The sequence below is a fragment of the Nostoc sp. genome (assembly GCF_036917135.1).
In the GTDB taxonomy this organism is placed as follows: domain Bacteria; phylum Cyanobacteriota; class Cyanobacteriia; order Cyanobacteriales; family Nostocaceae; genus Nostoc.
On record NZ_JBALEA010000063.1, the window covers coordinates 1 to 14,953 of the forward strand.

General features: G+C 45.1%; 11 protein-coding genes and 1 pseudogene. 5 read left to right on the top strand and 7 right to left on the bottom strand.

Going from position 1 to position 14,953, the window contains the following annotated elements; all coding sequences use genetic code 11:
- Positions 1-12 precede the first annotated feature (12 nt).
- Complete coding sequence (locus V7K50_RS18835) at positions 13-6,564, top strand: SDR family NAD(P)-dependent oxidoreductase (protein WP_334962807.1); 6,552 nt, start codon at positions 13-15, stop codon at positions 6,562-6,564.
- 71 nt (positions 6,565-6,635) lie between these two features.
- Here V7K50_RS18835 and V7K50_RS18840 read toward each other — a convergent pair whose 3' ends face one another.
- Entirely contained in the window at positions 6,636-7,793 is a 1,158-nt protein-coding gene (locus tag V7K50_RS18840) for an RNA-guided endonuclease InsQ/TnpB family protein (protein WP_334962605.1), read from the bottom strand.
- Positions 7,794-7,823: 30 nt separating this feature from the next.
- On the opposite strand from V7K50_RS18840, the gene V7K50_RS18845 reads away from it, so the two are divergent.
- Positions 7,824-7,946, top strand: a complete 123-nt coding sequence (locus tag V7K50_RS18845; RefSeq protein ID WP_334962607.1) for a hypothetical protein — start codon at positions 7,824-7,826, stop codon at positions 7,944-7,946.
- 97 nt (positions 7,947-8,043) lie between these two features.
- Here the strand turns inward: V7K50_RS18845 and V7K50_RS18850 are convergent, their stop codons facing one another.
- On the bottom strand, positions 8,044-8,622 hold the full coding sequence (locus V7K50_RS18850; protein ID WP_334962609.1) for an NADPH-dependent FMN reductase: 579 nt from the start codon (positions 8,620-8,622) through the stop codon (positions 8,044-8,046).
- Positions 8,623-8,836: 214 nt separating this feature from the next.
- Between V7K50_RS18850 and V7K50_RS18855 the strand changes: the two genes are divergently transcribed.
- From V7K50_RS18855 to V7K50_RS18865, 3 genes are all read left to right on the top strand, one after another.
- On the top strand, positions 8,837-9,079 hold the full coding sequence (locus tag V7K50_RS18855; protein WP_334962610.1) for an AbrB/MazE/SpoVT family DNA-binding domain-containing protein: 243 nt from the start codon (positions 8,837-8,839) through the stop codon (positions 9,077-9,079).
- Entirely contained in the window at positions 9,073-9,516 is a 444-nt protein-coding gene (locus V7K50_RS18860; RefSeq protein WP_334962612.1) for a type II toxin-antitoxin system PemK/MazF family toxin, read from the top strand. The genes V7K50_RS18855 and V7K50_RS18860 overlap by 7 nt, the downstream gene beginning before the upstream one ends.
- Positions 9,517-9,631: 115 nt before the next feature.
- Complete coding sequence (locus V7K50_RS18865; RefSeq protein ID WP_334962614.1) at positions 9,632-10,120, top strand: NUDIX hydrolase; 489 nt, start codon at positions 9,632-9,634, stop codon at positions 10,118-10,120.
- On the opposite strand, the gene V7K50_RS18870 is transcribed toward V7K50_RS18865, so the two are convergent.
- The 5 genes and pseudogenes from V7K50_RS18870 to V7K50_RS18890 form a co-directional block, all read right to left on the bottom strand.
- On the bottom strand, positions 10,117-10,851 hold the full coding sequence (locus V7K50_RS18870; RefSeq protein WP_334962616.1) for an amino acid ABC transporter ATP-binding protein: 735 nt from the start codon (positions 10,849-10,851) through the stop codon (positions 10,117-10,119). The two genes, V7K50_RS18865 and V7K50_RS18870, sit on opposite strands and share 4 nt — an antisense overlap.
- Positions 10,844-12,355 carry an ABC transporter permease subunit gene (locus V7K50_RS18875; protein WP_334962618.1) on the bottom strand — a complete coding sequence of 504 codons (1,512 nt, stop codon included), beginning with the start codon at positions 12,353-12,355 and terminating at the stop codon, positions 10,844-10,846. Before V7K50_RS18875 ends, V7K50_RS18870 begins: the two co-directional genes overlap by 8 nt.
- Before the next feature lie 393 nt (positions 12,356-12,748).
- Positions 12,749-13,339, bottom strand: a pseudogene (locus V7K50_RS18880) (2-dehydropantoate 2-reductase).
- Positions 13,336-13,728: a 2-dehydropantoate 2-reductase N-terminal domain-containing protein gene (locus V7K50_RS18885; protein ID WP_334962619.1), complete on the bottom strand. Its 393-nt coding sequence runs from the start codon at positions 13,726-13,728 to the stop codon at positions 13,336-13,338. The pseudogene V7K50_RS18880 and the gene V7K50_RS18885 overlap by 4 nt, the downstream one beginning before the upstream one ends.
- 134 nt (positions 13,729-13,862) lie before the next feature.
- A complete protein-coding gene (locus V7K50_RS18890) occupies positions 13,863-14,738 on the bottom strand; it encodes an inositol monophosphatase family protein (RefSeq protein WP_334962623.1) in 876 nt (291 codons plus the stop codon).
- Positions 14,739-14,953 lie beyond the last annotated feature (215 nt).

Sequence of the window (14,953 nt, forward strand, 5' to 3'; positions counted from 1 at the left end):
GCAGCCCAGGTACTGGAAATGATCCCTGATGAGGTTGACACACAAGCGCGGTTTATTGATTATGGTGTCGATTCGTTGCGCGGTTTGATACTACTGGACGCGATCAATCGACGCTTAGGACTGACTTTACAAATTCCAGTCTTGTTCGATCATTCCAGTATTCATGAATTGAGCAATTATATTTCCTCTCAGCTTCCAACTTCACCCAAAGCTGCTGCATCCGTTCCTGTAGCATCCCATCCCATTTCAGTCAGTTCTGTTTCTCCTGGCAATGTCACGAATTCCGATGTCGAACAGAGCATCGTCGAACTGGCAGCCCAGGTACTGGAAATGATCCCTGATGAGGTTGACACACAAGCGCGGTTTATTGATTATGGTGTCGATTCGTTGCGCGGTTTGATACTACTAGACGCGATCAATCGACGCTTAGGACTGACTTTACAGATTCCAGTCTTGTTTGATCATTCCAGTATTCATGAATTGAGCAATTATATTTCCTCTCAACTTCCAACTTCACCCAAAGCTGCTGCATCCGTTCCTGTAGCATCCCATCCCATTTCAGTTAGTTCAGTCAGTTCTCTTTCTCCTGGCAATGTCGCAAATTCCGATATCGCAGTGATTGGGATGTCTGGACGTTTCCCCGGTGCGCCTGATCTGCAAACCTTTTGGCAAAACTTAGAGCAGGGTATCGATAGTACCTCCGAAGTGCCGCACACACGTTGGGATATCGCGCAGTACTATGATCCCGATCGCCGACAACCCAACCGCAGCTATTGCAAATGGGGTGGATTCCTGGACGACGTGGATAAATTCGATCCCAAGTTTTTTAATATTTCTCCAGCCGAGGCAGAGTTGATGGACCCGCAGCAACGGCTTTTTCTGCAAACCAGTTGGAACGCGTTGGAAGATGCCGGATATGCAGGTAAAACCCTCGATGGCATGAAATGCGGCATCTATGTGGGTGTGATGAATCACGAATACGATATACTGCTCGATCGCGCTAAAATTTCCCAACATCGAGCCTATGCCTTACTAGGAAATACTTCGTCGATTTTGGCGGCACGCATTGCCTATATGCTCAATCTCAAAGGTCCCTCAATCACCCTGGACACCGCCTGTTCCTCTTCACTAGTGGCGCTTCACTGGGCTTGTAAAAGTCTTCAGGACGGCGAAGTGGATATGATGTTATCCGGCGGGGTGACGCTTTACCTGGGAGAAAAACAGTATATAGAAGCATCCCAGGCAGGGATGCTCTCACCCACCGGCAAATGCCGGACATTTTCTCAGGATGCCGACGGGACCGTTTTGGCAGAAGGCGTTGGCGTTGTTGTGCTGAAACGTTTGGATAAAGCCCTGCAAGATCGCGATTCTATCTACGGCGTGATCAAAGGCACAGGGATCAACCAGAACGGCAAAACTAACGGAATTACCGCCCCTAGCGCCAAATCGCAACATGAATTGCAAGTCGATATCTATAGGCGATACGGGATCAATCCCGAGAGAATCAGCTACGTGGAAGCTCATGGTACCGGCACAAAATTAGGCGATCCCATCGAAGTAGCAGCACTGACTGAAAGTTTCAGCCAGTATACCCAAAAGAAAAATTATTGTGCGATCGGCTCGGTAAAAAGCAATCTCGGTCATACTTCCGCCGCCGCAGGCATAGCCGGCTTGATTAAAGTATTACTGAGTATGCGTCATGCTTGTATACCCGCCACCCTGCATGTGAAAAATGAAAATGAACACATTAACTTTCAGGACAGTCCGTTTTACGTCAATACCCACCTTCGCCCCTGGAATAGTGAAAATGGTTTGCCAAGACAGGCGGCCATCAGCTCCTTTGGTTTTAGCGGCACAAATAGCCATCTGGTGGTGGAAGAGCCGCCGGTTGGTGTGGTTAACGAAAGTGCAGCACCAGTATTAATCGTACTTTCCGCCAAAAATAAAGATCGGCTGCAAGACTATGTTGCTTTGATGATCCGCTACCTCAAAGAAAAAAATCAGCGAAAAAATCCCAGCAATGCTTTACAATCGAGCAACCTTGCCGATATTGCCTATACCCTGCAAACAGGGCGAATTCAATTAGAGCAACGTCTCGCTATGGTGGTTGCCAGCGAGGACGAATGGCTCGAAAAACTACTGGGCTATCAGGGTGGCGAAAAATCTCTTGATGCCTGCTATCAAGGCCAGGTGAACGCCGAGTCTGCCAAACTGGACTTATTAATCGAGGGCGACGAAGGTAAAGCTTTTATCGAAGCCATAGTGCGTGGGAAAAAACTTTCTAAACTCGCCCAATTATGGGTTAGCGGAACAGATATTGACTGGAGTTTATTATATGGCAATTCGCCAAAGGCTTCAGTTTTGCCCCAGCGAATTTCGCTGCCAGGCTACCCCTTTGCCCGAGAGTCCTATTGGTTTCCGACGGTAACGCCAGCCGCTTCTGTTTTGGCGGTAGAACGATTGTCTAGTGAAGATGACATCTGTTTTAAAACAGTGTTGAGTGGCGAGGAATTTTTTCTGCGCGATCATTGTGTCGCAGCGCAAAAAATCTTACCCGGTGCAGTTTATTTGGAAATGGTCACAAAGGTGGCAAGAAGCTTTCGTCCTGATGCCCCACAGCCAGTGTTAAAAAATGTGGTTTGGCTTCGTCCACTCATGGTAAATCAGACAGAGGTAGTGGTCTATACTCGTTTACAGAATCATGGGCAACGAGTTGATTTTGAAATTTCAACCTGGGACGAGCAGAAAAACAAAGTGCTTCATGCTCAAGGACAGTTGCTTTACCCTGATTCTGCTACCCCAGAGCGTCTGGAGTTATCCTCATTTGATCGTCAGAGGATTCAAGAACGTTGCCCACACACACTAGAGGGCGCAGAGTTTTTCCAAAAAATACAGACTCATGGCTTTCGTACCGGGTTGAGTTTTCAGGTCATCCAAAAAGCCTGGTATAACCAAACCGAAGCCCTGTGTCAGTTGCGCCTGCCTGCGTTGCGCGAAGCTGATTTTAAAGACTACCTGCTGCACCCTTCACTGGTAAATGCCGCGCTGGAATCGGTTATCCTATTAATGGCTAAGGAAGAGTCGGCATCTGGCGTTCCTCATCTCCCCTATACTTTGGGTACATGGGAGTATGGCGAAAATATCTGGCCGAAATCGCTCTATGTTTATACTCGCCTGACAGCGCCTCAGTCGGGGGCAGAGGCTTCGACGGTAAAACGTTATGAAATAAATCTGTTTGATGGTAGCGGCGAGGCGATCGCACGCGGCAAAGATTTTTGTGTCCGCGCTTTGGGTGAGAGCAAAGAAAAATTACCTTCTAGTCCAGTCGCCCAGCACCCGGTCAAATATTATTATCCGCAGTGGGAGGCATGTAAAAACGAAAGTTTAGCAGCAGATATTTCCACTGATCGCAGTTGGCTAGTTTTTGAAACAGAAAATGTGCTGTCCCATCTGCTGGAGAAAAAATTGAGTTCAGTGGGTGTGAAGTGTATTCAGGTCAGACCAGGTTATCGGTTTCAGGTTTTGGCAAAAGGGCGTTACGAAATCAACCCCGAACAAGCCGGTGACTACCAAAAACTGGCCGTCGAGCTGCAACGCCATCACGAAATACCCGATCGCATTATTCACGCATGGTCAGAAGAACAATGGCACGAAAACGCCGACCTTGATCCGCGATCGCTCGCGTGGAGTATTTATTCGGTTTTTTACCTGAGCCAAGCCTTTATATCCTGCTGGCACCATCGGCCGCTGAAGCTGTTATATCTCTATCGCCAAGACAAAGACTCACCCCAAGCACACTATGGGGCAATTCGTGGTTTTGCTCAATCACTAACCCACGAACGATCTGATTGGCATTGGAAAACCCTGGCTTTACCCACCACCTTCGCACCAGACAATGTGGCCGAAATTTTATGGGACGAGGTACGAAGTGCAAATGAACCGGAGTCCGAAATTCGCTATTGTGCAAATAGGCAACGCTGGGTAAAGCGTTGGCACCCAGATGATGATTCTGTGTCCGCTCAAGGGCAGGGAGCGATCGAGGCTAATTTACTTAGAAAACAAGGTGTTTACCTAATTACCGGTGGTGGCGGCGGTCTTGGCCTACTGCTGGGGGAATATCTGGCACGGGAGTATCAGTCCAAGGTGATTCTGGTAGGAAGATCCCAGTGGACGGACCAGCAACAGGCGAAATTAGACAGTTGGAAAAGCTGGGGAGCCGAAGCCCTCTATTTGCAGGGGGATATCTCCCGACGCGAAGATGTGGAAAAGGTGATGGCGCAGTTGCGCTCTCGCTTTCCGGTTTTGCATGGCGTATTCCATGCAGCTGGCCTCACACGTGATGCTTCACTGATAAATAAAAGCGCACACGAAATCGACGAGGTTCTGGCGGCCAAAGTTCATGGATGCATTTACCTGGATCAAGCTACCCGCAACGAATATCTGGACTTTTTTGTCTTGTTTTCATCTCTGGCGGGAGCGATCGGTAATATGGGTCAGTCTGACTATGCTTATGCCAATAGTTTTTTGGATCATTTTGCTGAACGACGCGAAGCGCATCGGGCAATGCAAAAACGTTCCGGCTTAACCGTTGCTATCAACTGGCCGTTGTGGCGGGATGGCACAATGCAGGTTGATACCTCTACCGAGAAGTTTCTAGCACGCTCGATTGGCATGCACGCGCTAGAGACCAACGATGGTTTGCAGGCCTTAGAAAAAGCCTTGGCGGGTTCCAAAAACCAATTCCTGGTGTTGTGCGGAGATCAGGATAAATTTAGCCATATATTGGGCATACAGAAAAATAACCCTGTTGTCGAGCGGGCTGAAAAGCCGAGTGAAAAACCGAGCATAGATTTACTAGCGTATTTGCAAGCTGACCTCAGGCCGATAATGGCTGCCATTCTCAAGTTAAGCCCGGAGGAGATCGAGTGGGAGCGCGAAATGAGCAGTTTCGGCTTCGATTCCATTTCCTTTGTCACTTTGGCCAACGAACTTAACGACACTTTCCAACTGGATATTTTGCCCGTAGTGTTTTTTGAGTGTCTCAACGCCGGTGATTTGCTTGCACACCTGCAACAACACTATAGTGACACCTTATCCGCATATTACCGTAAGCGGATGCCAGCGACTGCTGCCCAGAGCAGAGCAGAGCCAGGTACGCCGGAACAAGCCAAAGGTGAAATTCCATCTTACTTAAACCTATTGGAAAAAAAAAACCACCACGATAACAATGGGGGCGCAGAGCCGATAGCGATTATTGGCATGAGCGCCGTGATGCCACAGTCCCCAGACCTGGATACTTTTTGGCAGCACTTAGCGGCGGGTGAGGATTTGATTACAGAAATCCCTAAAGACCGATGGGACTGGCAAAGCGCACGAGGTGACACCACTATCCGATGGGGCGGCTTTATGCCAGATATTGATAAATTCGACGCGCTGTTTTTCAGTATTGCGCCTCGGGAAGCCGACCTGATGGATCCGCAGCAACGAATTTTTCTTCAGACTGTATGGAAAACAATAGAGTACGCCGGTTACAAAGCCTCGGATTTATCCGGTGGAGATATCGGTGTTTTTGTCGGTGTTGCCAACACCGATTATCGTGAGCTGATTAATGAAACTGTTCCTGGGGTAGAGGCGCAAAGCTCTACCGGAACATTTTCTTCGATCTTAGCCAATCGGGTGTCGTATATTTTCAATTTTACCGGACCAAGCGAGTCGATTGACACGGCTTGTTCCAGCTCTTTGGTTGCCCTCCATCGGGCGGTGAACGCTTTATCCCGAGGCGAATGCACAAGCGCTATTGTCGGTGGAGTGAATGCTTTATTAACACCCACACTCCATATTACCGGCAGCAAGACAGGTATGTTGAGCCACGATGGGCGCTGCAAAACCTTCGATCAAAGGGCAAATGGCTATGTGCGTGGAGAAGGTGTTGCCGCACTATTGTTAAAACCACTGAGCCGGGCCAAAGCTGAAGGGGATGAAATCTATGCGCTGATTAAGGGCAGCAGTGTGAATCATGGTGGACATGGAACCTCCTTAACAGCGCCAAACCCTGCTGCTCAGGCAAAATTGCTGATCCGTGCCTATGAAGGTGCAAGTATCGACCCAACAACGGTAACATATATTGAAACTCATGGCACAGGAACAAGTCTGGGAGATCCGATCGAAATCAGTGGATTAAAAAAGGCATTTGCGACCTTGTACGAACGTTTTGGTCACGGTGTGAACCCTTCGTCTTACCATCGCTGTGGACTGGGATCGGTCAAAACCAATATCGGTCATTTGGAAGCGGCGGCAGGCATGGCAGGGCTGTTAAAAGTTATTTTATCAATGCGACACAAAAAAATACCTGCACATCTTCATTTTCAAAACCTCAATCCGTATATCGATTTCAGCGATAGTCCTTTCTATATTACCCAGGAAAGCTGCTCCTGGGACGCTTTAAAGGATTCTGCTGACAAGGCACTTCCCCGACGTGCCGGTGTCAGCTCCTTTGGTTTTGGTGGCACCAATGCACATATTATTGTTGAGGAATATGTAGAAGATAGGCATGAAGACAGATAGCCTTAATAGGCATCTTCAAAAATCAGCAAAGACTAGGAGAGTAAGCAACTCAGGGCTGAAGCCACTGAGCTTTAGCCCAGATCGAGCATCCCATTCACATTGACATTAGTCAAGAGCAACTGGCACGTCATCCCCGGACTTTCAGGACAGCTTACAGAAGCCCCCAAAGCAGCAATATTCTTAGCCGCGTTTATATCAGCATCATGCTCAAATCCACAATGCCCACACTTAAAAACTTTCCCGTTGCGATACGATTTACCCTTAATTGGGTGAATATGTCCGCATCGGGAACAGGTTTGACTAGTGTAAGCAGGGGGGACAAACATCACTCTCACTCCAGCAATATTTGCTTTGTATCCAACAAACAAACGCAGTTGATAGAACGCCCAATTATTAGTTCTACGACGTTCTATTTTGCTTCTAGGCTTGGTATTGAGAGATCCTCTTATATTAGTCAAGTCTTCAAAAGCCAAACTAGCATTCATTCGCTTGGACTCTTGAACAAGCTGCTTAGAAATATTGTGATTCAACCATTCTTGAAACCTCTGTTCTCTTCCAGAAAGCCTTCTCAAAAGTCGCCTAAACAACCGAGTGCGTTTGGATTGAACATTAGCCCTGACACAAGAATAACGGTCACGAACGTTTTGAATCTGTTTACCACTCCACGATTCACCCGTAGAAGTGGTGGCGATATCACGCCTTCCGAGATCGACTCCAATTACTCTGGGAGTCTTGCCAGTAGGCTGAGTTGGAATGTCAACAACGAAGTGGATATTGTAATCTCCGCGTTTGGTTTTATTCAGTGTTGCACTAGTTGGGGACTGACCCCTAAGCAATGCAATCTGATAACCACCAATAGACAGCTTAAATTCAACTCGCCCACACATCAAGGTCACTCCTACGGATTGGGTTTCTCCCTTATAAACAAAGGTGCGAATATCCAAGCCAACAGATGTGGGTCTAAATTTGTGGATTTGCTTAACTGCCTTGGCATTACCGATAACTCGACGGATAGCTTGACAAACATGGTTAGCTTTCAATCCGGTCGCTTCACGCACTGGCTTGTAAACCAAGTGGTGAAGTTTAGTGGTATTCCAACAATTTTCACGTTTGGCTACTTCCAGTATCTGATTACAAGCATTGGCAAAACCTTCCATCGTGCGGTCAATTTCGCCCCGAAAGTTAGGGAGTACTATAAGCTTACATTTAACAGAGATTGGTTGAGTCATAACACCATTATAACTCATCCGGTGCAATTAATGCTGACTGCGGTTAAAACCGCACGAGCCGTTTCCCTCTCAGCACTAAAGTGTCTGAGTTTCCCACATCCCGTGTATTCCTATGAGAAAGTCAGTAGACCGAAAGGTTTTGCGATCGCATGAAGAATTTCTCTCGATGACTGTGGAGGAATTAAACCCAAACTTTGATTGCATTCACTGTACTGTTCCCCAATATAAAGAAGTTAAATTACTAACCAGTTTAATTAAGCTTCACCAATATCTTTGTTAAGCCCTCACCTAACTTTTCAATAGATTCTTGTTGTTTAGGATCTTTTAATGTGCCATCACCATTAAAGGCTTCGTAAGCTTTGGGTACTGCGATTTGCTCGGGAAGTACCAAAACTTTGATGTTTCCCAATATAGACCGCAAGTGAACCAACCCCCGCAAACCACCAAGAGCGCCTGGGGAAGCGCTCATAATGGTAGCAACCTTACCTGCAAAAGCAGCCAATGATGCTTCATTTGGGGCTGGACGCGATGCCCAGTCAATGGCGTTCTTTAGAACTGCTGTGAGGGAACTGTTATATTCCGGCGAAGCAATCAGCAATCCTTGATGAGAAATCAGCAAATCCTTGAGAGTGCGGGCGTTGGCTGGTAGACCTTCTTGAGCTTCCAAATCTTCGTCAAACAGAGGTAAAGGCAAATCACGGAGGTCTAGATAAGTCACTTCTGCCCCTGCTGCCTGAGCGCCAGCCGCCGCAACTTTTACCAATTTTTTGTTGTAAGAATCAATCCGGGTGCTGCCTGCAAAGGCGAGAATTTTGGGTGTAGATGCCATAGTTAGAGGTTGAACACTTCACCTGTATTATCCTGTTTTCAGGCGATCGCTATTTGCTACCTTTAGATTTTCTTTATACATTCCCCTTACAAGAGGGTGTTGACACCGGCTAATCAAATCTGTATATTCAAAGTATATACATCAGACCAAGTTTCCACTCCGAAAATCTGAAGTTTGGGCGTGTAGATTGCTAACAAAATATTTGGAGATAGCTATGACGGCAGTTGTTGCTAAATGGGGAAATAGTTTAGCTATTCGGATTCCAAAAGCGGTAGCTGAACAAGCACATATAACCGAAGGAACAGGTATAGAGCTGAGTGTGCAAGGTGACAATATTATAATTACACCACAAAAAAGAAAAAAGTATACCCTTGATGAGTTGCTTGAAGGTATGACTCCTGATAAATTCCATCCTGAATTTGAAACTGGAAACGCTGTGGGGAATGAGCATTGGTAGTTAATCCATACTTTCCCAAAAGAGGAGATATTATCAAATTAGAATTTGGAGCATCACAGCAATTTACAGTTGATTCGATTCAGCGTGCATTTGCCCTCTACACATCAGGAATGTCATTTGATGACATTGCTAGGACAATGAACAATGAACTACAACAGCAAGGGCGGGAGCAAATGGGCTACCGCCCTGTTCTTGTTATATCTCCAATTCAATATAATCGAATGGCTTCTTTAGTTTTAGCGTGTCCTATAACCAGCAAGGCAAAAGGGCTTAGTTTTGAAGTTCCACTTATTAAGGGAATGCAAACAAAAGGATCTGTGTTAGCCGACCAAATTAAAACACTTGATTGGAAAGCTAGAAAGGTAAAATTTGTTGAAAGTGTTTCACAAGATTTAATAGAAGAAGTACAGGCAAAGCTCGAAACATTGATTTTATAAAACTAATTTTATTTAAATTTAGAAGTGCGATCGCAACTTCATCTGTATTATCCTGTTTTCAGGCGATCGCTATTTGCTACCTTTAGATTTTGTTTAGAAACATTCTCTAACGATTATGGCAAATTGGTCAGACTCTTATCTCGGCAAGTTACGACAAGTTGTAGGTGAGCGCCTACTTCTATTATTTGGCACAGGTGTCATTATCGAGGATAACTTGGGGCGCGTTTTGTTGCAAAAGCGAAGTGATTTCAAAGTTTGGGGGCTACCTGGCGGCTATCCAGAGGTAGGTGAATCTGCGGAAGAATGTTCAGCACGAGAGGTTTTTGAGGAAACTGGTTTAACGGTTAAGCGTTTTGCAGCTGTGGGGTTTTCTTCCAACCCAGCCTTTGAAACTGTAACCTATCCTAATGGCGATCGCGTGCAAAATTTCATTTTGATTTTACGAGCCGTTGAATGGGAGGGCAGTCTCGCTTGCTTAGATGGAGAATCGCTGGCGCTGGAATTTTTTGATTTTGCTGATTTACCTACGTTAATGCCAAACGATCGCCCTGTTTTGGAAAAGTTTCAGGAATACAAGAAAAGTGGCGAATTTCTGATGTTCTAAAGCATTTTTTCCAAAAACTGCTTGGCGCGATCGCACTGAGGATTTTGGAAAAACTCGTCAGGAGTAGCATCTTCTGCTAAACTTCCCTGGTCGAGGAACATAATCCGATTAGCAACTTCTCTTGCAAACCCCATTTCATGGGTGACGATCGCCATTGTCATTCCCGATAGCGCTAAAGCTTTCATCACTTGCAGCACATCTTTGACCATTTCGGGATCTAACGCAGAGGTGGGTTCATCAAACAAAATCATCTCTGGTTCCATTGCTAATGCCCGAGCGATCGCTACTCGCTGTTTCTGTCCCCCAGATAGTTTAGATGGGTACACAGACACTTTTGATTCTAAACCTACCTTAGCAAGCAATTCTAAGCCATGTTCTTCGGCTTTTTGCTTGTTAATTCCTTTCACCTTTATGGGGGCGTAGGTGACATTTTGCAGCACATTCATGTGGGGAAACAAATTAAAATGTTGAAATACCATTACCAAATGCTGGCGTACTTTAGCGATGTTTGCCTTGGGATTGGTGATTTCTTGATCGTGAAAGTAGACTCTGCCTCTGGTGGGTTGTTCTAACAAGTTTATGCATCGTAAAAAGGTAGACTTACCTGAACCAGAAGGGCCTAAGATGGCAACCACTTCGCCCTGATAAAACTCAGTGGAAATATCTTTGAGTACGTCGAGTTTGCCAAAGGATTTAGATAAAAATTCCGTGCGAATTACTACATTACTCACTTTCCCGTAACCTCCTTTCTAAAACGGATGCACCCAAGGTCATACCCATTACCAAAACATAGTAGATTAACCCTGCAAATAGCAGTGGTTCAAAATAAATATACTTATTTGCACCAACAATTTGGGCACTGCGTAATATTTCCACTACCCCAATTGTTGACACCAGCGCCGAATCTTTAAGCAATCCAATAGTTTCATTTACCAATGCGGGGAGAATGTTCTTCAACGCTTGGGGCAAAATCACATCCCACATCATCAACCAATAGGGAACACCCATAGACATCGCCGCTTCACTTTGTCCTTTATCCACCGCCTGAATTCCACCCCTGATGGTTTCCGACATATAAGCGCCAGAATTCAGGGTAAAAGTTAGCACCCCAGCCTCCAATGCCGAAATGTCATAGCCTGTAAGCTGTGGCGTTGCGTAGTAAACCAACGCCAATTGTAATAACAAAGGTGTGCCTCGAAAAACAGAGGTGTAGGCGTTAGCAACCCAGGTAAGGGGCTTGATGCCGAGAATTTTTAATAGAGACAATATTGTTCCCCAAATTAACCCCAAGGTTACAGATAATAGGGTAAACAACAAAGTTAAAGGGATTCCCCGCAGAATAAAGGGAATGTCAGGAAGAATTCTGGTGAAATCGAGATTTAACCCGCCTTTGGCGGGAGTTGAAGATGCAGAATTGGTGGTAATATTTTGTGAAAACCACTTGGCGACAAGTTTATTCAATGTGCCATTGTTCTTCATTTGTTGAAGGACTTTGTTAAACGGTTCTACAAAAGAAGAACCTTTAGGAAAAGCGATCGCTGATCCACTTGCCTCCTCTGAGGGAATAATATTAAATTCTAAATCTGGGTTAGCTTGGGCGAATCCCTTAGCAACAGTATCCTCGACAATTGCGGCATCAATTCGCCCAGATTTGATTTCTTGAACTACTTCCGGCACTCTGTTGAGTTGCTTTAACTGAATACCCGCAACTTTTTTAGCAATTTTCTGGGCATTTTGTTCTTGGATGGTTCCTAATTGTACGCCAACTTTTTTTCCTAATAAGTCTTGGGGCTGCTTTAAGTTGCTACCTTTAGGAGCGACAATAGTATCTTTGGCTTCGTAATAAATAATTGAAAAGTCAATATTTCTCTGACGTTCTGGAGTCGGAGTCATCCCAGCCATTACAAAGTCAGCCCGATTTGCTTGGAGTGCAGGAATTAAGCCATTAAAATCGGATTCCATTATTTTGAGTTTAAACCCTAATTTTTCAGCAAGGGTTTTGGCAATATCTATATCAAAGCCAACGATTTGGCGTAGGCGTAGCCCGTCGTAGACATCGCCTCCTTTCGTATCATAAAACTCATAAGGGGGATAATCTGGGGAAGTAATCATCGTCAGCGTGTCTTTCCCTAAAGGTGAGGCAGCTTTTAGAGAATTACTATGTCCGGTGATGATGCTGATTCCTACTACTGTTAGAAGCAGTATCGTTAATAGCCATACTTTTTTTTTCTTCATAAACTTGATAATCGCTATAACTCAATACAGTTCAGTTAAGCTTCTCTTCCTTATCTTCCTTCTCTTACTTTGCGTCCTTTGCGTCCTTTGCGGTTCGTTAAAAAAGGGTCTTAGCCTTAACTGAACCGTATTGCGCTATAACTAGGACTTACGCACAAGTTACGGAATAGCGAACCGCAGAGGCGCAGAGAAGCCAGCGCGTTGCGGGGGTTCCCCCCGTTGTAGCGACTGGCGCGACACGGAGAAATCAGAGTTTGAGAGATATTTGGCGTAAGTCCTGATAACTTCCATTCCGCACCTTAAGGGACTGACAAATAAAAAAATATCCCAAAGCTGACACAAAAATCCTCTCTATTTCTCCTCTCTCTGTGTTCTCTGCGCCTCTGTGGTTCGTCAAATTCTTATTTTAGTCGCCTCCAGCAGCTTAACGCTGGCATAAATAGCATCAATATAAGGTGTGGCAATTTGAGTGAGTTTTCCCAATTCTGCCACCGCGCCAACGATCGCGTCTATCTCCGTAGCGCGTCCGCCTTCAATATCTTGTAGCATTGAGGTTTTGTGGGCACCAACATTTTCTGCCCCATTAATTCGCTGTTCTAAACTAATGCCAAATTTAATACCCAAATTTTCTGCGATCGCTTAAGTTTCACTCATCATTTGCCACGCTAGTTCACGGGTGAGGGGATAGTGACAAATATCCTCTAGAGTCGCACCAGTTAAGGCACTAATGGGATTAAATGCCACATTTCCCCACAACTTGATCCAAATTTTCGTGCGAATTTGATTGCGAATTGGCGCTTTGAATCCTGCCTGTTTTAAAATCTGTGATAATAATTGGATGCGTTCTGTTTTAGTGCCGTCGATTTCACCCAGAGTAAAGCGATCGCCTTCAATATGCTTAATCACACCTGGTTCAATTATCTCAGTTGCCGGGTAAACCACACAACCGATGGCGCGTTGGGCACCAATACTAGCTTCAATCATCCCATCTTCTGCGTACCTTCATGCTCACCGCCATGCTGACGGAAGTACCACCAAGGAACACCATTTTGGGCTGTTACGACCATTGTCTGAGCATTGTAGAGTGCAGGGAGAAGAGGTGCGATCGCAGGCACACTGTGAGCCTTAACAGTTAAAATTACTACATCCTGTGTCCCTGCTGACTGAATATCGTTAGTTGCCAAAGTCGGAATAGCAATTTGGCTAGAACCGTCTGCCATGAGCAACTTCAGCCCATTTTTTTGAATTGCTTCCAAATGAGAACCACGCGCAATCACTGTTACTGCTTCACCTGCTAGTGCCAGTTTTGCCCCTAAATATCCACCAATCGCACCCGCGCCAACAATACAGATTTTTATTTTGTCAAATTCCACATTAGGGACTTACAACAAATAAATTACCTAATCTTGTGGGGTGGGCAACATGAGCGCCCTTGTATATGGGCGAGACGCCCACCCCACAATAAGTAGTTGAGTATTTTTTTATTTGTCAGTCCCTTACTTCTTACTCACTCAGCACTGCTAAAACTTTGCATCGCTGACAGCAGGTGTTGATGAACAGATTTTGAGGCAGCGATGATCAATCCAGGTAGGCTATAGTTTTGACAAGTATGCAGTGGCGGTAAAGTTGAACCGTCCAGAGTCGTTACAATCCAACCAGCCTCTTTCGCAATAAAAGCGAGTCCAGCACTATCAATAAATTTGCCCGATTTGATGACTGCTCCGCTTAAGTCGCCACTGAGAATACCATTGAGATTGGGAATTTGAATATCACTAGAGTAATCAGTTGCTATATCAATTACTTTATATTGATCTTTTAGTAAATGTGCGATGGAATTCATTCCCCAGCCCAACAAAATAGCAGGTTTGGCGGATGTGATGTGTAACGGGGCACAGGCTTCTAAGTTCATCTCTAGCGTCCCTTTAAAAGCACCTTCACCTCGAAGCGCGTAAAAATAAATATTTTGTCCAGGTGAAATTGCCAGTACTGCTTCAAAATCATCCGAATTTAGAATACTGAGAATAATTTGGTAATTAGAATGTCCATCCATGTAAAACTTTGTGCCATCAATCGGGTCGAGTGTGACTAAATAATCACCTTCTGAACCGAGTTCAGTAGCGCGAAAATACTTGGTGTTATGAGAACTTTCATATTCTTCACCATAAAAACGAATCTCTGGGAAAGTGCCCAGTAATACTACTTCTATCAGATTTTGAATAGCCACATCAGCATCAGTCAGGGCAGCACCAAAAAAGTTTTTTGCTTGTTCTTTGGCAGGAAGTGCAGCAATTTTTGGTTGTAGAAAATGGGCATAGGCTGCTGCTATTTTGAGATGGGGAAGTAAAGTCTCTAAAATTAATCGAGTAGTTGGTGTTGTGGACATTGCAGCAAACTCCTTTTAGAAATAATCTACCGTTGGCAAGGCGATAAAATTCTATATCTAGACAAAAATACGGTATCATTTGGATGCAATTATATCAATGTGACACAGCAATACTCATTGGTGTCAACTTAAGTTGGCTTCCTCAGTCCCCCCTGAACTTAAGTTCAAGCTTTGACGTGAAGTTTACACCAATGCACCACTCCGTACTTAATTCC

Bases quoted from the DNA above. Each gene is read 5' to 3' on its own strand.
- V7K50_RS18875 (WP_334962618.1), bottom strand. From the start codon at position 12,355: ATGAAGAAAAAAAAAGTATGGCTATTAACGATACTGCTTCTAACAGTA.
- V7K50_RS18865 (WP_334962614.1), top strand. From the start codon at position 9,632: ATGGCAAATTGGTCAGACTCTTATCTCGGCAAGTTACGACAAGTTGTA.
- V7K50_RS18850 (WP_334962609.1), bottom strand. From the start codon at position 8,622: ATGGCATCTACACCCAAAATTCTCGCCTTTGCAGGCAGCACCCGGATT.
- V7K50_RS18855 (WP_334962610.1), top strand. From the start codon at position 8,837: ATGACGGCAGTTGTTGCTAAATGGGGAAATAGTTTAGCTATTCGGATT.
- V7K50_RS18845 (WP_334962607.1), top strand. From the start codon at position 7,824: ATGCTGACTGCGGTTAAAACCGCACGAGCCGTTTCCCTCTCAGCACTA.
- V7K50_RS18840 (WP_334962605.1), bottom strand. From the start codon at position 7,793: ATGACTCAACCAATCTCTGTTAAATGTAAGCTTATAGTACTCCCTAAC.
- V7K50_RS18890 (WP_334962623.1), bottom strand. From the start codon at position 14,738: ATGTCCACAACACCAACTACTCGATTAATTTTAGAGACTTTACTTCCC.